At 45.0% G+C, this 25,328-nt stretch carries 17 protein-coding genes; 13 read left to right on the forward strand and 4 right to left on the reverse strand.

Features of this window, described 5'->3' with window-relative positions:
• Positions 1 to 39 precede the first annotated feature (39 nt).
• Entirely contained in the window at positions 40 to 1,068 is a 1,029-nt protein-coding gene (locus SIO70_RS17720; RefSeq protein ID WP_320572819.1) for an oxidoreductase, read from the reverse strand.
• 135 nt (positions 1,069 to 1,203) lie between these two features.
• Between SIO70_RS17720 and SIO70_RS17725 the strand changes: the two genes are divergently transcribed.
• Together SIO70_RS17725 and SIO70_RS17730 are read left to right on the forward strand one after the other, a co-directional pair.
• Positions 1,204 to 4,341, forward strand: a complete 3,138-nt coding sequence (locus tag SIO70_RS17725) for a triple tyrosine motif-containing protein (RefSeq protein WP_320572821.1) — start codon at positions 1,204 to 1,206, stop codon at positions 4,339 to 4,341.
• A gap of 55 nt (positions 4,342 to 4,396) precedes the next feature.
• Positions 4,397 to 5,065, forward strand: coding sequence for a response regulator transcription factor (locus tag SIO70_RS17730; RefSeq protein WP_083571340.1), 669 nt, complete (start codon positions 4,397 to 4,399; stop codon positions 5,063 to 5,065).
• 214 nt (positions 5,066 to 5,279) lie between these two features.
• Here SIO70_RS17730 and SIO70_RS17735 read toward each other — a convergent pair whose 3' ends face one another.
• Positions 5,280 to 5,435, reverse strand: coding sequence for a hypothetical protein (locus tag SIO70_RS17735; RefSeq protein WP_320572824.1), 156 nt, complete (start codon positions 5,433 to 5,435; stop codon positions 5,280 to 5,282).
• Positions 5,436 to 5,758: 323 nt separating this feature from the next.
• On the opposite strand from SIO70_RS17735, the gene SIO70_RS17740 reads away from it, so the two are divergent.
• The 4 genes from SIO70_RS17740 to SIO70_RS17755 are packed head-to-tail and all read left to right on the forward strand — an operon-like array spanning position 5,759 to position 11,456.
• Entirely contained in the window at positions 5,759 to 7,660 is a 1,902-nt protein-coding gene (locus SIO70_RS17740) for a DNA topoisomerase IV subunit B (protein ID WP_320572826.1), read from the forward strand.
• Positions 7,661 to 7,668: 8 nt separating this feature from the next.
• A complete protein-coding gene (locus SIO70_RS17745; RefSeq protein WP_320572828.1) occupies positions 7,669 to 8,511 on the forward strand; it encodes a DUF1835 domain-containing protein in 843 nt (280 codons plus the stop codon).
• Positions 8,512 to 8,513: 2 nt separating this feature from the next.
• The gene (locus tag SIO70_RS17750) at positions 8,514 to 8,912 is read left to right on the forward strand and encodes a hypothetical protein (protein ID WP_320572832.1); all 399 of its coding nucleotides are present in this window, start codon (positions 8,514 to 8,516) and stop codon (positions 8,910 to 8,912) included.
• A gap of 3 nt (positions 8,913 to 8,915) precedes the next feature.
• On the forward strand, positions 8,916 to 11,456 hold the full coding sequence (locus SIO70_RS17755; protein WP_320572833.1) for a DNA gyrase/topoisomerase IV subunit A: 2,541 nt from the start codon (positions 8,916 to 8,918) through the stop codon (positions 11,454 to 11,456).
• A 136-nt stretch (positions 11,457 to 11,592) separates the two neighbouring features.
• Here the strand turns inward: SIO70_RS17755 and treZ are convergent, their stop codons facing one another.
• Positions 11,593 to 13,389: a malto-oligosyltrehalose trehalohydrolase gene (treZ, locus tag SIO70_RS17760; protein ID WP_320572834.1), complete on the reverse strand. Its 1,797-nt coding sequence runs from the start codon at positions 13,387 to 13,389 to the stop codon at positions 11,593 to 11,595.
• A 98-nt stretch (positions 13,390 to 13,487) separates the two neighbouring features.
• Between treZ and SIO70_RS17765 the strand changes: the two genes are divergently transcribed.
• Positions 13,488 to 15,089, forward strand: coding sequence for an alpha-amylase family glycosyl hydrolase (locus tag SIO70_RS17765; protein ID WP_320572835.1), 1,602 nt, complete (start codon positions 13,488 to 13,490; stop codon positions 15,087 to 15,089).
• Positions 15,090 to 15,405: 316 nt separating this feature from the next.
• Here SIO70_RS17765 and SIO70_RS17770 read toward each other — a convergent pair whose 3' ends face one another.
• The gene (locus tag SIO70_RS17770) at positions 15,406 to 19,344 is read right to left on the reverse strand and encodes a sugar-binding protein (RefSeq protein WP_320572836.1); all 3,939 of its coding nucleotides are present in this window, start codon (positions 19,342 to 19,344) and stop codon (positions 15,406 to 15,408) included.
• A 196-nt stretch (positions 19,345 to 19,540) separates the two neighbouring features.
• On the opposite strand from SIO70_RS17770, the gene SIO70_RS17775 reads away from it, so the two are divergent.
• From SIO70_RS17775 to SIO70_RS17800, 6 genes are all read left to right on the forward strand, one after another.
• Complete coding sequence (locus SIO70_RS17775) at positions 19,541 to 20,098, forward strand: hypothetical protein (RefSeq protein WP_320572837.1); 558 nt, start codon at positions 19,541 to 19,543, stop codon at positions 20,096 to 20,098.
• Positions 20,099 to 20,201: 103 nt separating this feature from the next.
• Positions 20,202 to 20,723 carry a CPCC family cysteine-rich protein gene (locus tag SIO70_RS17780; RefSeq protein ID WP_320572838.1) on the forward strand — a complete coding sequence of 174 codons (522 nt, stop codon included), beginning with the start codon at positions 20,202 to 20,204 and terminating at the stop codon, positions 20,721 to 20,723.
• Positions 20,724 to 20,824: 101 nt separating this feature from the next.
• Positions 20,825 to 21,355, forward strand: a complete 531-nt coding sequence (locus SIO70_RS17785) for a hypothetical protein (RefSeq protein WP_320572839.1) — start codon at positions 20,825 to 20,827, stop codon at positions 21,353 to 21,355.
• Positions 21,356 to 21,591: 236 nt separating this feature from the next.
• Positions 21,592 to 22,128, forward strand: coding sequence for a hypothetical protein (locus SIO70_RS17790; RefSeq protein ID WP_320572840.1), 537 nt, complete (start codon positions 21,592 to 21,594; stop codon positions 22,126 to 22,128).
• Positions 22,129 to 22,197: 69 nt separating this feature from the next.
• The gene (locus tag SIO70_RS17795) at positions 22,198 to 22,638 is read left to right on the forward strand and encodes a hypothetical protein (protein WP_320572841.1); all 441 of its coding nucleotides are present in this window, start codon (positions 22,198 to 22,200) and stop codon (positions 22,636 to 22,638) included.
• 142 nt (positions 22,639 to 22,780) lie between these two features.
• On the forward strand, positions 22,781 to 25,144 hold the full coding sequence (locus SIO70_RS17800) for a TonB-dependent receptor (protein WP_320572842.1): 2,364 nt from the start codon (positions 22,781 to 22,783) through the stop codon (positions 25,142 to 25,144).
• Positions 25,145 to 25,328: the final 184 nt, after the last annotated feature.

The raw sequence follows: 25,328 nt of genomic DNA on the forward strand, positions 1-25,328 counted from the left end.
CCTATTTTTCGGGGGTGTTTTTCAATACCCCTTTTTAATTTAAAGCGTAATCATTCCCAGTTTACGGCTACCCGCCAGCCAGATCTTCTTTCCATTGGGCGATACGCCTGCCACATGAAATCCCTGTTCACTGATTTTTTGCCAATGTACACCACCATCCCTTGAAATATCTGTACCAGAAGTGCCGGTAGCAATAAATATATTTCCTTTTACATATACCACACAGGAGCGGTAACCGGCAGGAGGTGCAGGAGAGACGGTCCAGGTTTTGCCATCATCATTGGTATACACACAATTATTAGTGGTGTCTTTATCGTGCTGATAATCACCGCCTACGATCACCCCTGTTTTGCCATCTGGTTTGAATGCCAGTGAAAATGCACCTTTGCTGGGACTACCTTGTGCTATAGGTAGTACTATTGGTTTTTGAATGCCATCGCCGGGAATAAACCGGCTTACCTGTCCCCCGGTAATAATACCACCTTTTTCATTCGCACATACTACAACATTGGTACCACTGGCGGCAAAGATGGCTTCGCCGGGTTCCGCAATTAATGGATGCATGGGGCTCGTCCAGGTTTTACCCCTGTCTTCGGTGGTGATAACGGCAAATTTATTGTCCGGTGGCATAGGATCACCAATAGCAAATCCGGCTGAGTCATTCAGGAATGCGATATCATCAAAAAAAATGCCTTTTGTAGTATCCTCATATGCTGTCTCCCACGATTTGCCACCATTGTTGGTCAGCATCACATGGGCAGGAGAACCGGCGTTTAAAAGCAGCGCCCGTTGACTGCTGAATGCATAAAGACTACGCCAGTCGGCACTATCATGATTTGGGACCTTCATCCATTGCCAATGTTTGCCTCCATCAGTGGTCAAACCGGCCTGTCCGCCCGTGCCCGACACCCACACAACGGAGTCATTCACCACCGATAATCCCCTGATACTGGCTATGGGCGGAGTTTCAAGTGGTTTAATGGCAGGCTGTTGCTGTGCATAGGCAGAAAAAATGTGGATAAAGAATACAGAATGTAGTAGCAGTAAGGATTTGCTGAATTTTTGCATGGGTTATTATTGACTGTTCAGGCAAGAAAATTACAAAATCATTAGAAAGTGTGTAGCAGATTTATATATTTGCAAGCACTGCGTTTTTGTGGACACAGTTTAAACATGCTTTACTAACCTCTATTAACTATCATATTGTCATTGCAACGGGCGGCGCAGATAACGAGGACTATTTTATTGTTTTTCCTATGCACCTTACCAGTGACTGTGTTGCATGCACAGGAAAAGCCTTATATATTCGACTCTTACGGGGTGAATGAAGGGCTTTCTCAAAATTCTGTGTACGACATATTGGAGGATAATCAGGGATTTATGTGGATTGCTACTCACGACGGTGTAAACCGTTTTGACGGCTATGTGTTCAACGAATACCGGTACAACCCCAGTTCCCGCGAGATAGCGGGGCAGGGAAAGGGCAATCTGGGTACCCGGTCCAACACCGGTGGGCGTGCCCTCATCAACCGCTTTGCCCTGAAAGGCTACAAGGGGTACTCCCTGTACCGCAACGCCCGCCATCAGCTTATACTTACTCACAACTACGGCATCAGCGTATACGACGAATACCGCAACAGTTTTGAAAACGTACTGGAAGATACCACCTGGGCCAACAGTGCCGAAGGGGATTCCGGCAGAAAGTTCAAGATCCTGGGTGAGGATACTACCCTCAATGCGCTCTATGTATGGCGCCCATCCAAAGGATTGTATGTGCTCGACGACAAAACGTACGCCATCAGACGACTGATCCTGTACCCACCTGCTATGATCCGCAAAGGGTTGTCGGCATCTGCCGTGATAAAAGATGGCAACACCATATGGATGAACTTTGAGGCTGGCGAACTGATGGCCATGAATACCAAAACACTCCGCGTTACTACTTACTGTTTACCCGGCATTACCACTCACCCTGTAATACGTAGCCTGAATAGCGATACCCTCATCATTGCATCACAGGGACATGTGGTCATCTTCAACAAGAAACTGAATAAATATACAGACCTCACCTTTGATCAGCACGATGAAAAAGATATCTTCTTCGTACCGCTCTGTATGGAGCTTGATCAACTTGGCAATGTGTGGATAGGTGGTACAGACGGTATCATCGTTTATAATATTAAACGCAACGAAATTATTAATCACATCGTTACTTTCAATGGCTCAGAAACCCGGAGCTGGAATGTAGTGACCTACCTGTACCGCGACGCGAGCGACAATATGTGGGTAGGTACTGATGGCGATGGAATAAAAAAATATTCTCCTAACAAGAAGGTGTTCAACCTGTACCGCTCACCCTTTATCACGCACAATATGGTGAGGGCTGTGTACAAACATGACGACGGCAAACTCTATGTAGGCCTCATGCACGACGGACTGGACATCTACGAGAAAGGAGGGAGGTGGCTGGAACGTATTCCGGCTGATGATGGAAGGAACAATATATTCCCTGCCAAAAACCTGAATGCCATTTGCAGGGAAGATTTTGAACACCTGTGGTTCCATTTCTCTGATATGTACATCGGTTTGTTCAATGTACATACTCATCGTTTTGAAAATCTCACACCAGCAGTAAAAGCACTGGGCATGCCCAACCAGGAAGATGTCTATCCTTTCCTGTTCAAGCGCAATACCGGCGAGATTTACTTTAACTACGGCAGTTATCTGTTGCAGTTAGTGCAGGTGGGCAAAACCTACAAAGCATCGATCGTACACGAATTCCCGGATGAAGTACTCACTACATATTTTGAAGATTTCCTGGGCAATAAATACGTAGGTACAAAGGTAGCTGTGTATGTGAAAAAAGCGGATAGTCCAGGTTGGGAAAAGATGGCGTTACCAGCTGGTACGATAGTAAAATCAATCAATAAGAATGCACACAAACAGTTGCTGGTAGCGACTTCCAAAGGACTGTTCGTGATGGATGAAAAGAACCAGATCATTCAGCATTACAATAGTTATACCTTCCCTTCACTGGTGAATGATTATTTCTATGGTGTACTACTCGATGATAAAGATCGTATTTGGGTGAGTCATAACAAAGGTCTGTCGCAGATCAACCAGGTCACCGAAGAGATCACTACTTACAATTACGAAGATGGTCTGCAATCAAACGAATTCAACACCGGTGCATTTTATAAATCTACAGACGGGGAGTTGTTCTTCGGTGGTATCCGGGGTGTAAACGGGTTTTATCCAAAGGATTTCAGGAACAACCCTTCAAAACCGAAAGTAGTGATCATGCGCATGGAGGTACTGGATAAACCGTACGAATCCGATACGGCATTGTCATTACTGCGCAGGATCGAATTGCCTTACAACCACAATACCATCGCGATAGAATTCGTACCTCTGGAATTTACTAATCCTTTGAAGAACAAGGTGCAGTATAAACTGGATGGTGCGGATGAAGACTGGGTACAGGCAGGTGCCTTTAGAATGGCGCGCTATACAAACCTGCGGCCGGGTACATATACTTTCAATGTAAGAGCGTCTAACAACGACGACATCTGGAACAGTACGCCGACCTCGCTGGAAATTGTGATCCGTATTCCGTTCTGGCAATCGCTGTGGTTCCGGTTCCTGTTATTATTGTTGTTGCTCGGTGTGGCGTATTATTTCTCGACGCTCTACCTAGACTACAAGATCCGCCATGAGAAACTAAAACTGGAAAAAGAGCAGGCGGTAGACCAGGAGCGTGCGCGTATATCGAGCGATATGCACGATGACCTGGGATCTGGCTTGTCTACAATACGGCTACTCAGCGAAATTGCGAAGCGCAAGATCCAGGACCCTACTCAGACGAGGGAGATAGAGCGGATATCGGAAGCGGCGGGTGAGCTGGTGGACAAAATGAGTGAAATAATTTGGGCGATGAATTCTTCTAATGATTCTTTAGAGAATTTGATCGCATATATGCGTAGCTTTGCAGCTGACTTCCTGGAACATGCACATATCACGCATCAGTTTTATATTCCGGAAAGTATACCCAATATCAAGTTGAGTGGAGGAACCCGGCGGAATATCTACCTGGCTGTAAAGGAATCCTTGCATAATGTGGTGAAACATGCACAGGCTACAGAAGTAGTGATACAAATAGAAATGCATAAGAACATGACCATTATGTTAAAAGATAATGGGAAGGGCTTTGATCAGGAGAAAGTGAGATTGTTTGGAAACGGGCTGAAAAACATCCAGAAAAGGATGGCGGCGGTAGGTGGGTCTGCTGATATCTCATCGGACAATGGTACCAGAGTTTTCCTGGATATACCATTAATTTAAGTCTATATTTGCAAATTGGGTTGACCTCATACAAAAATAATAACAACTGATATAAATGACTGTATACTCTAAGAAGAAATCGCAGGATAATATGGATATTATTTCTGTGGCGATTGTGGAAGATAACCATGATATTCGTACAGCCATGGAACTGTTAATCAATGGCTCTGATGGTTATGCGTGTATTGGTGCCTTCAATAATGCGGAGACGGCCGTTGAACAGATCCCCAATTTGTTACCCAATGTAGTACTAATGGATTTTAACCTGCCTGGCGGGATGAATGGTATTGAGTGCATTGCGCGGCTGAAGAATGAATACCCCGATATGCACTTTATGATGCTGACGGTATACGAGGATGATGACAAGATCTTCCAGGCATTGGAAGCGGGTGCAAGTGGGTATATTTTGAAAAAAACACCTCCGGGTGAACTGCTGGAAGCAATCAGGGACCTGCATGAAGGAGGTTCTCCAATGAGTTCGCAGATTGCCAGAAGGGTGGTAGCTTACTTCCAGAAGCAGGCGAAGCCAAATCCGGCTTTGGAGGCATTGACTTCCAGAGAGAAAGAGATCCTGGATCAGTTGAGCAAAGGATTCCTGTATAAGGAAATAGCGAGTAATTTATTCATTAGCATTGAAACGGTGAGAAGGCACGTGCATAATATTTACGAAAAGTTGCATGTGAGAAGTAGAACAGATGCCGTGAACAAGTATTATAACAGATAAAATTCCGGCCCTCCCAGGGGGGCTTTAAAAAAAAGCCGGATCGCGAAGCGGTCCGGCTTTTTTTTAATGAGATGATTAAATTGTTACGCACGTAAATTCTTGCGCATAAGGTGCACAGACAGCACCACGGCTGCAATTGCAATACATGCCAGTTTAAATAAAAGATTGGTTTTCATAGGAAAATTGGAATAAAGATTAGGAGATAAAACAAAAACTATCTCATCATCTGCCAGGAGTCGAACTTCTGAATCAGCTTGATGAAAGTATCACTTAATCGGTTCATGGAGCGCTGCTCCTTATTTACCAGGTAAGTAATTACGAGTGCTGCGGCAAGTATAGTTATCACAAGGATAAAAAAGAGTGTTTTCATAGATTAGGACATAGGTGTTAAGACAAAAAACGTTACTTCGTAAATATAGAAAATTTACTCATGTAAAGATAATGCGCTGAGTAACATTTAAGTGTAATTTTGCGTGGGTTTTTGTGAAAAATACCGGAAAGCAGGGAGGAAAATCATAATATGAGGGTGCCTGTTTACCACTTAATTCATCATATTGTATAATTTCCACTTGGGATCATACGATGAAACCTTTATTTTTGCCCGCAACCGGATTTTGCTAAAAGTTTTAGTAATATTGCTCCCGGTCAGGGAATTGCCCCATTTTGAACTGTAAATTGGAATTTCTATATATTATGGCTAACACGGATAAGAAAGATCTAGCAGCATCAGCCTATACCGAAGACTCCATTCGTTCGCTCGACTGGCGTGAACACATCCGCCTTCGTCCGGGTATGTATATCGGTAAGCTGGGAGATGGTTCCAGTATGGACGATGGCATCTATATTTTGCTGAAAGAGGTGGTGGATAACTGCATTGACGAGCACACCATGGGTTTCGGCAAGCAGGTGGATATTAAAGTGACTGAACATAATGTGACGATCCGCGATTTCGGACGTGGTATTCCGCTTGGAAAGGTGGTGGATGTGGTGAGTAAGATCAACACCGGCGCCAAGTACGATAGCAAGGCCTTCCAGAAATCGGTGGGTCTGAACGGGGTGGGTACCAAAGCGGTGAACGCTCTTTCCAATTACTTCCGCGTTGAATCCATTCGCGATGGCCGCTCCAAAGTAGCGGAATTCGAGCGGGGGATCCTCACCAAAGAATACAAGGAAGTCCCTACCAAAGAACCTAACGGTACACTGGTGACCTTTATCCCCGATGATTCCGTATTCCGCAACTACCGTTATATCCCTGAGTTCCTGGAAAACCAGATGTGGAACTATTGTTTCCTGAATGCTGGTCTTACCATCAACTTCAATGATAAAAAATACGTCTCCAAAAATGGATTGCTGGACCTGTTGCAGCGCAAAACCAACGAGGATGAGCTACGGTACCCGATCATTCATTTAAGAGGTGAAGATATAGAAGTAGCCATCACCCACGCCAGCCAGTACGGAGAGGAATACTACTCCTTCGTAAACGGGCAGCACACAACGCAGGGGGGTACGCACCTGGCGGCTTTCCGTGAGGCTTTTGTAAAGACTGTAAGGGACTTCTATAAGAAAGACTACGAAGCGACTGACATTCGCACCTCTATCTGTGCGGCGATTTCCGTAAGGGTACAGGAGCCGGTGTTCGAATCCCAGACCAAGACAAAACTGGGTTCACTTACCGTGTACGAAAACGGTCCTTCTATGAAGGCTTTTGTGCTTGACTTCTTCGCCAAGCACCTGGACGACTTCCTGCACAAGAACCCTGCTACTGCCGACGCCCTGAAGCGTCGTATCGAGCAGAGTGAACGCGAACGTAAAGAACTGGCAGGTATTAAGAAACTGGCAAACGAAAGAGCCAAGAAAGCAAACCTGCACAACCGCAAGTTGCGTGACTGCCGCCTGCACTTCAATGATGAAGTTCCTACAAGAGATAAAGGCGACCTGGAAAGTAAACGACTGAACACCACCATCTTCATAACAGAAGGTGATAGTGCCAGCGGTTCTATTACCAAGTCCCGCAATGTGGAAACACAAGCCGTATTCAGTCTTCGTGGTAAACCACTGAACAGTTTTGGTCTGACCAAGAAGATCGTGTACGAAAATGAAGAGTTCAACCTGCTTCAGCACGCGCTGAACATCGAAGAAGGACTGGAAGGCCTGCGTTACAACAGGATCGTGGTGGCTACCGATGCCGATGTGGATGGTATGCACATCCGTTTGTTGCTGCTTACCTTCTTCCTGCAGTTCTTCCCTGACCTGGTAAAGAATGGTCACCTGTACATTCTGGACACACCCTTGTTCCGTGTACGTAACAAGCAGACCACTATTTATTGCTACACAGAAGAAGAGAAACAAAAAGCGATCAAAAAGCTGGGCAACAAGCCGGAAATTACCCGATTCAAAGGTCTGGGAGAGATCTCTCCTGAGGAATTCGGTACTTTCATCAGCGATGATATGAAGGTAGAACCGGTGATCCTGTCCAAAGACACACATATCCAGAAACTGCTGGAATACTATATGGGCAAAAACACCCAGACAAGACAGGAATTTATTATTGGTAACCTCAGGTACGAAAAGGACCTGATTGAAGAAGCAGAATAAAAGACTGAATGGAAACTGTGCATATCGTATTTGGTGAATCATCCGTAGCTCCGATACAAGGTGCGTTCGAACTGGATGAGCAGCTGAAGGGAGACATCCTGCATTTTGAGGATGACCTGTCCATCGGCCCCCTGTTCATAATTGATACAAAAGATGGACAGGCTGGTCGCCGTCAATGGTGGAACCAGCTAGCCGGGGTAGAGGCACCTGCCGCGCCTTTATTGATTGAGGGTGAGCCTGAGGAGCAACCTGTAGAAGAAACCAGTCCTGACCCGGAAAAGTTCAAAGAACTGAAAGCCCGACTTAAAGCGGATCCTGAACTACAGGTATGGATCTGGGCCGGACAGAATGCCCGCGATGTAAGCGGCTATTTCTGGCTGGTGAGCCAGTTGTACGATTTTGCTGGCCGTATCTTCATCATCTATCTCAATAACCTGCCTTTCCTGAATGAAAAGGGAGGCGTATTCTATCCCACCCACCTGCATCAGATCCTCCCGAAGGAATTCCTGAAAGCAAAGAAACTGGCAAGGGCTATTTCCCTGGCCGAGTTTGAACTGGATGGTGATGAATGGAGCCGCCTGATGAACGAGAACGCGGGCATCCGGCTGCTGGAAGGGGGCAAGAAACTGAGAGGGGAACCAGCATCTTTTTATGATAAAGACCTGCTGGCGGCAAGTAATGCAGAGTTCCAGAAAGCGAATAAAGTCATCAACCAGGTAACTGGAAAAATGAAATATCCTGTCATGGACCAATACCTGGGCTGGCGAGTGAAAGAACTGGTGAAACAGGGAAAACTGGAAAGCAAAGGCGAACTGAAAACAAGCAAAGACTTCGAAGTTAAACTGGTATAATCATGATCAAAGTAACGCCGGTAGCACTGGTCGGTGCCGACGAGAGAGGGAGTAACCACGTATGGTCCAGTGACCGTACAGGCGAAATGATCCTTTGCTATCGCAAAGCTGGCAGCAGCAGCGGACAACATTATCATGAAGGCAAAAGCGCCCACAAGAATCCTGAAATATTGTACCTCCTGACCGGAGAAGCCAGCATTCACTGGTGTCCATTAGGTGGCAACAGTATTCAGACCATCAGGGCTATTGCACCCGCCAGAATAGAAGTGCCTATCCTGGTATGGCATCAGTTGGTGGCCGATACCGACTGCTGCTTTATCGAAATGAACTCCATGGATGATGTGCGCAAAGATTCCGTGCGGATATGGAGAGATGAATTTGAAAAGATGATCAACAAATAGATTATGAGCGACATCGATAATACACAACCAACGGACGAATCCTTACATAACATCACCCACATCGGGGGAATGTATGAAAGCTGGTTCCTGGATTACGCTTCGTATGTAATATTGGAGCGTGCTGTACCCAGCGTGGAAGATGGATTAAAGCCAGTACAACGTCGTATTCTTCATGCTATGAAGGAACTGGATGACGGACGCTTCAACAAAGTGGCGAACATCATCGGTACTACCATGCAGTTTCACCCACATGGTGATGCTTCTATTGGAGATGCCATTGTGAACATGGGGCAGAAAGACCTGTTGATCGAAACACAGGGTAACTGGGGCGATGTGCGCACCGGCGACGATGCAGCGGCACCCCGTTACATCGAGGCGCGTTTATCCAAATTTGCACTGGATGTAGCCTTCAATCCCAAAACAACCGCATGGCAGGTAAGTTATGACGGCCGTAAAAACGAACCGCTGGCACTACCTATGAAGTTCCCGATGCTGCTGGCACAGGGAGCGGAAGGTATCGCTGTGGGCTTGTCTACCAAGATACTGCCGCACAACTTCAACGAACTGATTGATGCTTCTATAAAATACCTGCGTGGCAGAAAGTTCGATCTGTACCCCGACTTCATCACCGGCGGTATGATCGACGTGGCGAACTACAACGACGGTAAACGTGGTGGTAAGGTACGCGTACGTGCGCATATAGAAGAGAAAGATAAGAAGACCCTCCTCATCAAGGACGTTCCTTATGGGGTGACCACAACCGCCCTGATGGAATCCATCGTAAAGGCGAACGATACCGGCAAAATCAAGATCAAGAAAGTGGTAGATAATACCGCGAAGGATGTTGAAATCGAGGTACAGCTGGCACCGGGTATTTCTCCTGATATCACTATCGATGCGCTGTATGCGTTCACGGATTGTGAGATCTCTATTTCTCCCAATGCCTGCGTGATCGTAGACGATAAACCCCGCTTTATCACCGTATCAGAACTTTTAAGATATTCTGCGGAGTTTACCAAAGACCTGCTGAAACGTGAGCTGGAAATCAGGCTGGCGGAGTTGCAGGAGAAATGGCACTACACCTCCCTGGAAAAGATCTTCTTCGAAAAGCAGATCTACAAGGAGCTGGAAGAGAAGCATAAGGACTGGGATGCCGTGATCGCAGCGATCGACAAGCGATTTGTTCCTTATAAAAAGAACCTGAAAAGGGATATCACGCGGGAAGATATCGTGAAACTGACTGAGAAGCCGGTACGCCGTATTTACCGTCTCGATATCAATGAACTGAATGAACAGATTAAAGCGATCGATGCCGATATCAAACAGGTAAAACATGACCTGGCGAACCTGACAGACTTCACCGTATCTTACTACGAAGGTCTGCTGAAGAAGTATGGTAAAGGCCGTGAGCGAATCACCGAGATCAAAACCTTCGATACCATCCAGGTACAGCAGGTGGCGATGGCGAATACCAAGATCTATGTGAATCGTGCAGAAGGTTTCGTGGGTACATCGCTTAAAAAGGACGAATTTATAGCAGATTGTTCTGACCTTGACAACCTCATTATTTTCCGTAAGGATGGTAAGATGCTGGTGACCAAGGTAGCAGATAAAACCTTTGTAGGGAAGGATATCATTCATATCGATATCTTCCGTAAGGGCGACGAGCGTACTACTTACAACATGATTTATGTGGATGGTAAGTCGGGTATCAGTTATGCGAAGCGCTTTAATGTGACAGGTATTACTTTGAATAAAGAATACGACCTGACTACGAAGGGTGAGAAGAATTCCAAGGTGCATTACTTTACTGCGAATCCAAATGGAGAAGCAGAAGTGGTGAGCATCCGTCTGAGCCCGAACTGTGCAGCAAGGAACAAGGAGTTTGACCTGTTCTTTGAGACGATTGCGATAAAGGGGCGTAACTCAATGGGTAACCAGGTGACGAAGTACCCGATCCGTACAGTGAAGTTCAAAGAAGCCGGTGTGTCTACATTAGCAGGGCAGAAGCTCTGGTATGATGACCAGGTAGGCAGATTGAATACAGAGGAGAGAGGGGTGTATATTGGTTCATTTGAAGGGGAAGATAAGGTGTTTGTGGCGTTTAAGAATGGTACATATGAGTTGACGAATTTTGAGTTGACGAACAGGTATGATCCGAATGAACTGGTGTATATAGAGAAGTTCAATCCTGATAAGATTGTGTCAGCGATTTACTTTGATGCGGATAAGAAGCAGTTTAATGCGAAGCGGTTTAAGATTGAAACGCAGACGCTGAATAATAAGTTCCTGTTTATAAAGGAAGGTCAGGGAAATTATCTGGAGATGATCACTACGCATTCAGAGCCGGTGATATTACTTAAAACAGGTAAGAAGCGGAGTCCGGAGGAAGAGGAGATAGACCTGGCGGAATTTGTGGAGGTGACCGGGTGGAAGACGGTAGGTACGAGGATTGCGGGAGATGATTTGATCAGTGCGGAACTGGCGAGTGAGGAAGAGGAGCCGGATGAGGGGAATGGGAATCCACAGGGAGAGTTATTTTAAGGAAATTGAATAGGCTTTATTAGCTGAATTTTGTAAGCTGGCCTGCAGCCAGCTTACAAAATTCAGCTAATAACCAAACTAAAAAGCTTTTGCCGTAGGCAAAAGCTTTTTAGTTTGGTTATTAGCCATTTGGGGGCTATCCATAAATCACAATACTCGTGGGTTGTAAGGCGCATTTTTTATTTGCCTTCAGGGAATTTTCATGATTCCCCGAGTCTAATATTTTAATCCATTCATCTTTGAATGTAGGCATTTCATATTCTAAGATATCATCCGAAAGATTGAATAAGCATAACAAATGCTCCATCCCATTCCTACTCTGCCGATGCAATACATACCCTTTTTCTCCTATCAGCTGCACAAACAAGTCATCCTTACTGGTATTCTGCAATATCTCATTATCCCTTCTTAATTGTATCAATTTCTTATGCCATTCTAATAGCTCTTTATATTTCCCCTGCTTCCTTTTTCCCCAATCCAGCTTTGACTGAATAAACGTTTCCTCAGATTGTGGATCAGGAAACATCTCGCCCTCCTTCAAAAAAGACTCAAATTCTTTTTTCCGTCCTTCCTGGATTCCTTTAATATGTTCCTCTTCCTTATAACTTACAAAAAAGAAAAACGGATTATCCTCTCCGTATTCCTCCCCCATAAACAACATGGGAACATATGGTGATAAAAAGATCGCTGCCGCCGCTACTTTCAATCTTGCCTGATCAATGAGTACAGATAATCTTTCTCCTTTCACTCTATTCCCGATCTGGTCATGATTCTGGTTAAACACTACAAAATGTTCTCCTGAAATACCTGCAGAGCTACGTCCATACCGCCGTTTCCTAAACTGCACATATTCTCCTGTATGCACGAAGCCATCTTTATATGCCTTTGCTAATTGTTCTAATTTATTAAAATCCGCATACCGGGATTGTCCTGCTTTGTCCAATAGCACATACAATATATGATGAAAGTCGTCCAGCCACTGGGCATCTAATCCCATACCTCCATCGCTGGGGCTTTTCATTATATTTGGTGAATTCAGATCGCTCTCGCCGATGAGGTAGTATTTCCGGCCGGTAGTAGCTTCTAATTCTTTTACCTTATCATGGATCACCTCCCACAACGTGACCGCACTATTATCAAAAATACAATGCACCGCATCCAGTCTTAAACCATCAATGTGATATTGCTGAAACCAATGGATCACATTATTCGCAAAATAGCCCTTAGGACCGTCAGAATTAGCCCCATCAAAATTTATAGCACTACCCCAGGGAATAGCATAGATCTCCGAAAAATGAGGCCCAAAATGGTCAAAATAGTTGCCTTCCCCACCCAGGTGATTATACACCACATCCAACAACACCGCCATACCTCTTTGATGACAGGCATCCACTAATTTTTTCAGCCCTTCCGGTCCGCCATAAGAGTGATGCACGGCATACTGGTACACCCCATCATACCCCCAGTTCCGCTCACCGGGAAACTGGCACACGGGCATTAGTTCCAGTGCATTGATGCCGGTCTCTTTCAGGTCGTCCAGGTAAGGAATGATCCCTTCAAAGGTCCCTTCCGGAGAAAAGGTGCCTACATGCAATTCATATAAAATCAGGTCCTTAAAAGGCAAGCCATGCCATTGCAGATCCTGCCACTGGTACGCATCGTGATCCACTACAGCCGATGGGCCAAAGATGTCCTGCGGTTGCCAGCCGGAAGCGGGGTCGGGGAGATCTTTATCATCGATATTATAATAGTAGGTTGCGCCGGGAGGAACATTTTCTACCGTAATAGTAAAATATCCTTCCGCGTCTTTGGTCATTGCCATGGACCTGTCATCCGGGGTGATAAGATGAAGTGTGACCTGCTCTTTTTCCGGTGCCCATACGCAAAAAGTACATGTATTATCAGGCTTGTAAAAAGCCCCTGTGTTTTTCATATCGCGGCAAACTTATGCAGGACTATAAGAAAAGATTATGCCGTGTTATAGTTTGGCAGAAATGTTGTTCCGATGATGAGAACCTAAAATCGGACATTATGGACAAAAAATGGTGGCAGACAGGTATTATCTACCAGGTATATCCCCGTAGTTATCAGGATAGCAATGGCGATGGAGTCGGTGATCTGAAAGGTATTCTGCAAAGACTGGATTACCTGCAGTGGCTGGGTATAAACGCAGTATGGCTTTCGCCCATTTATCCTTCTCCGATGGCGGATTTTGGATATGATATTTCCGATTATACAGGCATTCATCCATTGTTTGGCAACATGGCAGACTTCGATAACTTACTGGAAGAAGTACACAAGCGAGGCATGAAGTTACTGCTGGACCTGGTACCGAATCATACGTCAGACCAACATCCCTGGTTCCTGGAATCCCGTTCCAGCAGGGATAATCCGAAACGTGACTGGTACATATGGCATGACCCACAGCCAGATGGCAGCGCACCGAACAACTGGCTGAGTATGTTTGGCGGCATTGGGTGGGAGTGGGATCATACTACCCAGCAGTATTATTATCATGCATTCTTAAAGGAACAGCCTGATCTGAACTGGCGCAATCCCGAAGTGCAACAGGCGATGTTTGATGTGATGCGGTTCTGGCTGAAGAAAGGGGTAGATGGATTCAGGGTAGATGTGATGTGGCACATGATCAAGGATGCACAGTTCCGTAACAATCCGATTGATCCAAATTATGAACCGCATATGAGTACCTACTCGCAGTTATTACCCGTGTATTCTACAGATCAGCCGGAAGTACACGAACTGGTACACCAGATGCGGTCGGTGATGGAAGAGATCGATGATGATCGGGTGATGATCGGCGAAATATATTTACCCATACATCAGTTAGTCACTTATTATGGCAGTGATAATAACGGGGCGCATCTGCCATTTAATTTTCAGTTACTTACATTGCCCTGGCAGGCGTTGCAGATCGCTTCGGCCATCGATCAGTACGAAGGGGCCTTGCCTGAAAATGGCTGGCCAAACTGGGTGTTGAGCAACCATGATCAGCACAGGATAGCGAGTAGGGTAGGAACACAGCAGGCGCGGGTAGCTGCAATGCTATTACTGACATTGCGTGGTACGCCTACGATCTATTATGGTGATGAAATAGCGATGCGCAACGTAGCGATACCAATTAATGAAGTCGTAGATCCGCAGGGATTGAATATGCCAGATAAGAACCTGAGCAGAGATCCATCGCGAACGCCGATGCAGTGGGATAATTCCCTTCATGCAGGATTTACGACAGGCAAACCCTGGTTAAGATTATCGAAGATCTTCCACCGGGATAATGTAGAGATGCAGCAGCATGATGTTTATTCTATGCTGACATTGCACAGGCAGTTGATCACATTGAGAGCCAATGAACCGGCATTGGCAGCAGGGAGGTATGTACCTGTGTTTGCGGATAACCAGATGCTGGCATATATAAGAGAAGCAGCAGATGCTGATACGTTTTTAATTGTATTAAACCTGACACATTTGCCTTGTTATTTCAGACCACCTAATTTTAGTTTTTCCGGTAAGGTGGAAATATCTACAATACCGGAATCTGCTGGAATTCAATTGAGTGATACAATTAGTCTGGATGGAGATGAGGGCTTAATAATCAGGTTAGATAAAAAGTAGTTGTATCAAAAATAAATAAACCTTCTCAGAATTACTTCAGGGATTAACTGGTTACATGAATAAAAAGAGGGAAGTTGCCGGAAGGCTCTGAGAATTGCATGCACGAAAATTCTCTCCATCAGGTACCCGAATAAAATGGGGCTGTCTCGAAGTTTTGAGTTCTTATGTTTGAAAAAGGCAACATGGCTTCGAGATGAAATGTAACTTTAATTACAAAATCTCTGAGCCATGTTTACAAAGTCACTTAAAGTTACCGATTTTTCGGAACAGCCCCATTTTTTTATCCCCTTACCTGGTAGCGTCAGGTAGTCTTTTATTATTGCAGTAACAGCGATTTTGTCTGAATCATTTCTCCGTTTACATATTTTACAATGTACATACCTTTGGGTAGGTGTTGTAGTTGTAAATTTAATGTAGGTTGTGCTTTTGCGCCGTATACCTGTTTGCCGCTCATGTCGTAGATAACGATGTAGCCAGGGCCGGATGTGGTTAATTTTGTTTGACCATTGATAGCGGGATTGGGTTGTACAGAAAGCTGCAATGATTTAGATGAAGATCCGTTCAATACGATCGTTCCATAATTGGCCGTACTCTGGTAATCATCCACTGTCCCATACCACACTGCCTGTCCATCACGTGCACCACCATTGTCATCATCATCATACCCTGCATCAAATCCAATCGCCATCCCTGATGTAGGTGTGATACCCAGTTGTGACCAGGGAATCGCAAACTCTACACTATAACCGCCATTGATAATCGCCGTATTACTACTGTTATAAGTTTTAATAAACTGCCGTACTGTATTATTAACATTAATAAACACCTCTGCCGCATCATTATCCCACGCGTCAGGCGTATCATTATACAGTGCAGCATCCAGTACTTTTACACCCACATAAAGGTTCGTGGCATCCCACAGCAGGCCAAAGGTGGCAGTATTATTTACACTGCCCACCGTTGTCTTTGAAATAGTCTGAGACAGGTTCCAGGTACTTTCCAAAACACCGTCTATCACTGGCGTACCCTGGTTGACAATTACACCAGCAGTCGTATTGGCTACTGTGATCACCACCTGATCGGTGGCGGTGAGTGTACCATTGCTGACGCTCAGCTGGTATACATAGATATTGCCATTGCTTAAACCTGTTACACCAGGTGCTGCAACCGCAGTATTGCTGATAGTGCTTGCCGGACCACTTACCTGCGACCATGTATAGGTCACACCACTGGAACCACTACCGGATAGGGTAGTACTTGTCGTGCCGGCAGCCAGTGACTGATCTGGTCCTGCGTTTGCAAAGATGGCATTGTTGCAGGTAGTCAGATAAACGGTACCAAATACAGCTGGATGCTGGAATGCGGTGGTATTCGTAGCAAAGGTGGTCATCTGTGCATCGCGTGTACCACCATTATCATCATCGTCAATTTGTATATCCAATCCAATCGTTTTACCGATGGCAGGCGTCACGCCAATTGTGGCCCATGGAATTGTAATATCCATGCTGGTGGCAGTTTGTTTGAAGGTAATACCTGTAGTGCGGTTCACAGAATTACTGCCTACATGAATGGTGGGATCATTCCAACGGAAGCCTAACTGAAAATCATTTATACCATCGTAGGCAGTGCCTTTACTATTATCTCCATCGATGAATATTTCTACGGCATCATCCTCCCACCAGCTATCACCAGAGTCATTGACCTTAGTGGCGTCATTCATATTGATCTTCAGGTAGAGGTTTGTATTGTCATACAGTGCTTTCCATGAACCGGAATAATCAGTTGGTAAACTACCTAATACCACATTGCTGATGCTTTTTGAAGGCGCACGCAAACTATCTGCTAATAATGCAATTACCGGTGCCACACAAGGTGGGTTTTCATTATCTGCAATTGCCACGATGGCTACGGTATCACCTCCTAAATTATAAGTAGTGTCTTTTAACAACGTTAATTTCAACGTCTCTGGTCCTTCAAAAATATTGTCATCTACAGGGGTGATCGTAATGGTGGCAGATGGGGCTGTGGGTGTCAAAGTAACACTGCCACTCAGCGTAGGTGTATAGTCAGCCGCACTGGCAGTACCACTTACACTGTATTTAACTGCGATCGTTTTAGACAATGCCACGGTGCTGATGGTGAACACGCCTGTACTGCCGCCTTCTGCTGCATTTGGCTGCGTAGCTACGATATTGATGCCTGGCAGGATCGTGATCTTCCGCGTAGCGGTAAAGCTGCCGCCTGTAGTTGTGACGGTGATAGTAGCTGTGCCATACCCCACAGCGGTAACCTTGCCGGTAGCGTCTACCTTTGCTATCGTACTATCAGAGCTGCCCCAGGTGACTACTTTATTCGTTGCATCTACAGGAGTAATGTCCGCTGATAATTGCAATGATTGCCCGGTAGTGAGAGTGGTATCATGCGCTGGTTTTATCGCTACTGCGGTAACCGGAATATTGATGTTCTGAATGATGAGTTGAAAGCTCGTGTTTTTGTTGATATAAGCTCCTGATTCCGCATTCGTGACCGTCAGGTTATTGAAGGTGGCTGTCTGGCTACCTGCCTGTACATACAGACCGAAACCTCCATATATATCCGCTGCCTGATCGCGTGTTACAGGGTCGAGGCCTGTGCCATCAATATTGGTGTTGTTGAATACAAGGTGATGAATGTTCGTACCATAAATTTGTATGGCATCACGTTGCGAACGAAGGATGGTATTGTTGTCAAACTGTAAATTGAAAACACCTGTGCCTGCGTAAAACTCAATCGCACCCCGTTTCTGATTCCACAGATCATAACTGGTACCACAACCGGTGATCGTATTCTCATACACCTTGATCACATCACCGGGATACTCAAAAGTAAACCCGGGAAAATCGTTTGTAAACCGGATCGCAGAACCAGCCACACCGTCTTTAAACAAATTGTGATGAATTTCATGACCCGTGCCTCCAAAGAGGGCTGCACTACCTGCACGCCAGTTATCTTCTACTGTATTATAGCGGAAGATGTCATTCTTACAGGTAGTGGTCACACCCGTTGCATTATTGGGCCATACGGCCAGTGCATCGTCTCCATTGTTGCGCAGGCTACACTGCTCTACAATAGAATTGGAAGTACCCTGGCAGAAATTGACACCATCTGCATAGTTGTTGCGGATCCGGCATTTTGTAATCTGTAAGTCCGTGGTAATATCCACCGGGTAGGGAGCATCATATCCTGCAATCCAGAAGCCGCATTCAAAGTGTTCCACCCATACATCATGTACACGTGAACCTGTACCATACGTACCCATAAATCCCTTGTACGTTTTGTACATTTCACCGGGCAGGCGTGGATTGGTTTCATTGTATACGAGGCGGTCATTGTTCTGCGTGTTCAAACTGAAGTTGGAAATTTCTACATTGCTGGCGCGGGCATAGATCCCGCCGTAGAATTGTTTGTCTGTAGAGAAATACACTTCTGTATACCAAACGCCTGCACCCAGTATTTTCAGGTTGCTTACATTCAGCGTGAGCTTATCGCTCAATAAGAACTGACCTGCAGGGATGTACACGTTTTTTCCCTGTGATACGGCTGCGGCAATACATGCATTAAACGCCGCAAAGTCATCATTCTGGTCATTCGCCACCGCGCCATAATCCGTTACAGACAGGTAGTTGGCGGGTTGAGACAAAGCAGGCGGTACAGGTTCGAGTTCGATAAAATCGACGCCATACGTGAGCCCGTCGCCATTGTCTTTTTTGACCATGATCTTGTCGCCTGCATTCAGTGCATTCGTCAGTTTGAAGTGCACTTCATCAAAGCGCATAAAGGTCTTGCCGCCCGGTGTCTGCACCGGATCGGCTGCGGGAAAGTACTGGTACGCCCAGTAGGAGGAGAGGGCAATGTCCTTCACCTTCGTACCATTTACATAGAGCCCCAGTGAGCCACTGAGACCATTGCCGGTGTTGTCGTCCGGCATAGTGAAGCGAAGATCCACACCCTGTGCGGCGGCAGTGAGTGTCCATTCAATACTGGCATTGTTTGCAGACAGGCTTACGTACTTTTGGTCGGAAGCTTCCGAAGCAATGTCTGTTTGCACAAACTGCGGAGAGGATTGGACAGCAGCACCGCCACTCAGTGTGCCATTGTCAGCTTCATAACGGGTATAAGGCAGCTGGTAAGCGCCTCGTGGAAGCCCATCACTTTGGGCAAATGACAGATGGTGTGCTAACAGGACCATCGTCAAAAGGGAACCGGTTTTTCTCATCTTTGATAGGGTATTTAGAGGAATTCAAAGAAAGGATAGTAGGGGAGATCCGGCAATTAGTGCATGGGAAATATAGAAATAAAGTGCCCGAAATGAATGTAATGTGCTGATAATGAGTGTTGTGTTGTGGTGAAATATATAGACAGTTTATGAGGGGAATTCCCTTCCTTTGCTATGCCTTAATCAGCAAATACCAATGTTTGACGAACATTCACAGCATCTGCGTAAATTTTTGATTGCTATTAACTACAAGGGACAGACTTATTTTACGGTTCATGGCATGGATTTCACCGTTATCGATGTGAATATCAATAGTAGTAAGGTATTACTCACAGAGCAGGATAAGTGGCGCTTTTTCCCCACCAAAACGGAACTGGCTGCCTACATAGCGCAGGCGGATCATCTGTGGGATGCGGACAATCTGAAGGAATGGGCCAAAGGGCTGGATGAGCGTTCCGAAGTGGACTCAGAAATCGACCTGGATTTTATGCTGACTGCGAAGGACGATATTGATGATTACTACGAATTGTTCAATACCATCACCTTTGTTGAAGATTTTGTGGACCAGATCGATGATGAAGCAATGTATGCCCTGACCCTGGGAAGCTCCACGGTCCGGGAATTCTTCGATGCCGCTGCGGACTATTTTCTCTGGAAAGACGGTGATAAGGAAATGCTGGCCACCAGGGGACCCCGTTTACTCCTGGCTATCAATAATATTTATAAGGAATTAGAAAAATGGATTGAAGTGTAATAACATGTATATACAATAATAATTTATGTAACCCTGCAATACCCATGGACATAATTATCCATTACATTCGTTCTGTTCCCACGTTTAAAAAAAAATAGTTGTTATGCCCGATCAAATTATTATCAGCCGCGAAGATGCCATGACTTTACTAGCCTGGCAAAAGCTCCTCACTATGCATCCTGAAAAAAGAAAGGACATCGTCGCAGAAATATTAATTGAATCAGATAAAGCAGATGAAGAAATCGAAGATGCACATGTGGATGGTCCTGAATATAATCATGATATCATTGATTATCTTAGGTCAGGATTACTCAACGTTACCAATGAATATATAGAAGAAGATCTCAAAGAGTTATATCATCATGATATAGAGATTGAGGGTGAGCCACTGATCTATGAACCCTGCCCTTGTTGTGGATATCGTACTGTAGAAGAATCTGCTGGTTATGATGTATGTCCTAATTGTTATTGGGAAGATGATGGCAATGATGATCCGGCTAAGTATAGTTCTGTTAATCACTTAACCCTGCAACAGGGAAGAGATAATTTTAAACAGATGGGTGCCTCTGATCCGGCTTATATTGACATCGTGAACAAGCATCCGAACAAGTACCTGAAAGCTTAACCCATACTACCTTTTCATACATCAGTCAGCTAATCCGGTTTGGAAATGGCATTCTGTTTGTTATTAGAACGTTAAAACAGTTTTAAAACAAGGAGGGACATATGAAAAAGGTAGTTTTATTAATGGCCTTAACAGCACTGTCAGTTGTTACATTTGCGCAAACGCAATCAGAAGAGGTAACCAGTAAGAATTCATGGCTGAAGGTGGGTGTCAATGCAGGCGTGCCTTTTGGTAACCTGTCAAAGACGAGCAATTTTACATTGGGTGCTGAATTAAAAGGACAGGTAATGTCTACAAATCATGTTGGTTTAGGTTTGACGACCGGGTATAATCATTTCTTCCCGAAGGATGGGTATAAGAATTTTGGGACAGTTCCATTAGGCTTATTCGTTAGGTACTATCCAAAGAGTCAAGGATTTTTTGCGGGTACAGATGTAGGGTATAGCTTTGTGACAGGTGTGGATGGTGCTACCGGTGGGGTGTATGTGAGGCCTCAGTTAGGGTATCATAATTATAGCTGGAACTTTTTTGCGTTTTATAATGGGATATTCAGGAGTGAGGAGAATGGAAGTAGCATGCAGTATGCTGGGGTAGGTGCGACTTATAATATTCATTTCCGTAAAAGAGGATAATAAAACAATAACAAAAAAGCGGCTACAAAACGTCTGCTCCGGCAGATGTTTTGTAGCCGCTTCCGCGTTTTTAAAATCCTTCGCAGAGCAAAGGATTTTAATAGAGCAAAGGTAAAATTAATACATAGCAGATTAAATTAATTTATCCTTAAAACAGCCACTACTCATTAATTACTCAATTATTCATACATTTGCGTTACCCAAAGATCTGCATTGTTAAACCAATAAATATAAAAATGAACAAAACCATTCTGGCATCTGTATTCTCAATTGCAATCTTTTTCGCAGCCTGCAAAAGCAAAACTACATCTGAAAACGCGGACAGCAGTGCGGCAACTACTTCCCCTTCCCCTTCAGAAGAAAAAGCTACGCCAGCTAACGAGCCTAAATCTTATACTGTCACTTTCAGTCCGGATACCGCATTCCTGGGCAAGAAGAAAGAAGCATTCATAAGACTGAAAAACGGCAGTGCTGTAGAGCTGTACGACAATGAAGGTAAAGTGACCGGTACAGAACTCACTTACGAAATCGAACTCACCAACAAGAATAAAGTTGGAGAGAACAGTGTATTCATTAATCCAAATGATTTCCGTCTCACACTGGACAATGGTACCAACATCACGCACGATAACTACAATTCTGTATCTGCTGATGCGGAATCTACAAAATCATCTGTAGAGAATAAATTCAGACTGCCTGCCGGCACTAAGCCAAAGACGCTGAATCTCTTCCTCGATGAAACAAGAGTAAGTGTAGGAGTGGAAATGAAATAACCCGGGAGGGAGATCTTTCAAAGAGAGATCATTCAGAGGGGAAATCATTCGAAAAGTGAGATCCATCCAATGGTGATCTATCCAATGGTGATCTATCCAATGATGATCCATCCAATGGCGATCCATCCAATGATGATCCATCCAATGGTGATCCATCCAATGATGATCCATCCAATGGTGATCTATCCAATGGCGATCCATCCAATGGCGATCCATCCAATGGCGATCCATCCAATGGTGATCCATCCAATGGTGATCCATCCAATGGTGATCCATCCAATGGTGATCCATCCAATGGTGATCCATCCAATGGTGATCCATCCAATGGTGATCCATCCAATGGTGATCCAACCAATGGTGATCCATCCAATGGTGATCCATCCAATAGTGATCCATCCAATAGTGATTCATTCAATAGTGATCCATCCAAGAGTAATCTACCCAATGGTGATCACGCAAAGAGAAATCACTCAAAGTCATCTAACTCATAAAAGGGCTGTATTTGAATAATAACAGCCCTTTTATTTTTTCCGCATTCGTAAGTACCCTCCCCAACTCCCCACAGATAATCGTTTTAACATTTTTTTAAACTTTTCCCGATCGCGTAAATGCTCCCCAATTCCGGGCTGTAGCTTTGCGTAAATTTTTTTGCATGTCAGGAATGTTTAAGACTACGCTGCTTCTTATACTATTTTGCTTTCCAATCGTACTATTTGCACAACATGGCGGCGCCATTACCGGCCGCATTACAGCCTTCGATGGCCAACCAATTGAACTCGTTTCCATTTCTATCGTTGAATTACAGAAAGGTACCCTTACAGACAACGATGGTAATTATAGAATAGAAGACATCAATCCTGGTACTTACACCCTAAGGATCCAGCTCCTTGGTGCTGCACAAAAAGAATTCAGTGTGGCAGTGACTCTTGGTCGCCCGGCTGTACTGGATTACCAGTTCACCAAAGAAAACATCCAGGCTTTACAGGAAGTGCGCGTAATCGGGAATATCAATAAGTTCTCCAGGAAAGAAAGCTACTACGTAAGCCGTCTTCCCCTGAAGAACCTCGAAAACCCACAGGTTTACAACGTGGTGCCAAAGGAACTGATCGAAGAACAGATGTCCGTAGACCTGGGTAGCATTTCCAAAAACGTACCCGGTGCAGGTATTCCAATGATTGCCAACCAGGGTCGCGTTACCTTCCGCCAGCGCGGTTTTGAAACAGAACCCAATGCGCGGAATGGGGTAGCTGGTGCAGCTTTCGCCACCCTCGATCCTGTGAACCTGGAAAGGGTAGAAGCCATCAAAGGCCCGTCTGCCACCCTGTTCGGTACCAATATCTCCAGCAGCTACGGTGGTTTGTACAACCGTGTTACCAAAAAGCCTTTCAACGGTTTTGGCGGTGAGGTTTCCTTTACCGGTGGTAGCTGGAACTACAACCGTCTTACTGTAGATGTCAATACGCCCGTTAATAAAGATAAAACAATGCTCTTCCGTCTGAATGGTGCCACTACCTTCCAGAAGAGTTTCCAGGATATGGGCTTTACTAATAACCTGAGCCTGGCGCCAAGTTTCTCTTACCAGATCACAGATCGTCTTTCCCTGCTGTTAGATGTGGAATTTGGGCAGGAAAAAGGTACTTCTGTCGTTCGGTTCAATCCTTACACCGGAGGCGGTAAAACCCTCTCTATTGCCGATATGAAGTTTCCTTACAAGCGACTCTTCCTGAGCAATGAACTGGCTTACCAGACACAGATGATGAACATCTTCGCCCAGATCAACTATAAGATATCCGAACACTGGACCTCTCAAACGGTGGTATCCCGTGCCCGTTCTTCCATCAATGGTTATATCAATGCGCTGAACGGTCGTACGGATTCTACCCTGCGCGCCAGTGTGATCTCAGGTTATACTACCTTCATCGCTACTGATATTCAGCAGAACTTTATCGGTGATTTCCACATCGGTAAATTCCGTAACCGTATGGTGGTAGGCCTGGATTATTATAATAACAGCAACTCTTTTGACAGAACGACTGTGGCAGGACCCACCATTAATTTCCAGCATCCGGGTGCCAACTACCGCCTTAGTAAATCCAAAGTTGATTCATTAGTGGCAGTGGCTACTGGTACCTCTATCCGAAACGAAAACAATGGCGATAATAGCTATGCAGCATATGCTTCTGATGTGTTCAATATCACACAGAACCTCATGGCCATGGTGAGCCTGCGTGTAGATTACTATCGTGCACAGGGTACGCATAGCATTATATACGATACCACTGCTGCGGGTACAAATTATCACCAGACAGCCCTGTCTCCAAAACTGGGCCTGGTGTATGAAGTGCTGAAAGATAAAGTGTCTGTATTTGGAAACTATATGAATGGCTTTTTCCATGAAACCGGTACTGACTATGCAGGCAATGCCTTCAAACCGGAAGAGGGTAACCAGCTGGAAGGCGGTGTGAAAGTGGATGTATGGCAGCATAAACTGGTGGGTACATTGAGCTACTACGATATCCAGGTGAAGAATGTGATCATTACCGATCTGGAACATGATGGTTACAGCAAACAGAATGGTACACAGCGTAGCAAGGGGCTGGAAGCTGAGATCACTGTAAACCCGGTTAAAGGTCTGAACATCGTGGCCGGTTATGCATATAACGATAGTAAATATACAAAGTCGGATAGTGCTACACTGGGTTTAAGACCAGCATTGTCCGGTCCTCCTGATATGTGGAACTTCTGGGCGAGCTATCATATTTCCAGTGGAAAACTGAATGGGCTTGGATTTGGTTTTGGTGGAAATGGTGGCAATATGTCTTATCAGACAAACACACGCACTACTAAAATTACCATTCCTTCTTATGTAATGCTGGATGCGTCAGTGTTTTATGAGAGAGCTAAGTACCGTATTGGTGTGAAGGTGGATAACCTGACCAGTCAGAAAGCATGGTCTGTAAGGTTGACACCGCAACCACCGACAAGGGTGTTGGGTAGTTTTGCATTGAAATTCTAAATAAAATATTCCTGGAAGAGGGGATTCATCCTCCCGTTGATAAATTCCCTCTTCCAGGAATGTTTTTATAACAGGATCATCCTACCGTTTTATAGTAAGAATAATTACATCGATAGCTGGCTTTTATTATCATTCATCTCCCCATAAAAGACCTTTAGCGTCCCGGTTTTACCCCCTTTATCAC

It is taken from the genome of Chitinophaga sancti (assembly GCF_034087045.1).
Lineage (GTDB): Bacteria > Bacteroidota > Bacteroidia > Chitinophagales > Chitinophagaceae > Chitinophaga > Chitinophaga sancti_B.

Excerpts from the sequence above, each read along its gene's own strand:
- SIO70_RS17720 (WP_320572819.1), bottom strand. The coding sequence starts at position 1,068 with ATGCAAAAATTCAGCAAATCCTTACTGCTACTACATTCTGTATTCTTT.
- SIO70_RS17740 (WP_320572826.1), top strand. The coding sequence starts at position 5,759 with ATGGCTAACACGGATAAGAAAGATCTAGCAGCATCAGCCTATACCGAA.
- SIO70_RS17735 (WP_320572824.1), bottom strand. The coding sequence starts at position 5,435 with ATGAAAACACTCTTTTTTATCCTTGTGATAACTATACTTGCCGCAGCA.
- SIO70_RS17755 (WP_320572833.1), top strand. The coding sequence starts at position 8,916 with ATGAGCGACATCGATAATACACAACCAACGGACGAATCCTTACATAAC.
- SIO70_RS17730 (WP_083571340.1), top strand. The coding sequence starts at position 4,397 with ATGACTGTATACTCTAAGAAGAAATCGCAGGATAATATGGATATTATT.
- SIO70_RS17745 (WP_320572828.1), top strand. The coding sequence starts at position 7,669 with ATGGAAACTGTGCATATCGTATTTGGTGAATCATCCGTAGCTCCGATA.
- SIO70_RS17785 (WP_320572839.1), top strand. The coding sequence starts at position 20,825 with ATGAAAAAGGTAGTTTTATTAATGGCCTTAACAGCACTGTCAGTTGTT.
- SIO70_RS17765 (WP_320572835.1), top strand. The coding sequence starts at position 13,488 with ATGGACAAAAAATGGTGGCAGACAGGTATTATCTACCAGGTATATCCC.
- SIO70_RS17790 (WP_320572840.1), top strand. The coding sequence starts at position 21,592 with ATGAACAAAACCATTCTGGCATCTGTATTCTCAATTGCAATCTTTTTC.
- SIO70_RS17800 (WP_320572842.1), top strand. The coding sequence starts at position 22,781 with ATGTCAGGAATGTTTAAGACTACGCTGCTTCTTATACTATTTTGCTTT.
- SIO70_RS17795 (WP_320572841.1), top strand. The coding sequence starts at position 22,198 with ATGGTGATCTATCCAATGGTGATCTATCCAATGATGATCCATCCAATG.
- SIO70_RS17750 (WP_320572832.1), top strand. The coding sequence starts at position 8,514 with ATGATCAAAGTAACGCCGGTAGCACTGGTCGGTGCCGACGAGAGAGGG.
- SIO70_RS17775 (WP_320572837.1), top strand. The coding sequence starts at position 19,541 with ATGTTTGACGAACATTCACAGCATCTGCGTAAATTTTTGATTGCTATT.
- SIO70_RS17780 (WP_320572838.1), top strand. The coding sequence starts at position 20,202 with ATGCCCGATCAAATTATTATCAGCCGCGAAGATGCCATGACTTTACTA.
- SIO70_RS17770 (WP_320572836.1), bottom strand. The coding sequence starts at position 19,344 with ATGAGAAAAACCGGTTCCCTTTTGACGATGGTCCTGTTAGCACACCAT.
- treZ (WP_320572834.1), bottom strand. The coding sequence starts at position 13,389 with ATGAAAAACACAGGGGCTTTTTACAAGCCTGATAATACATGTACTTTT.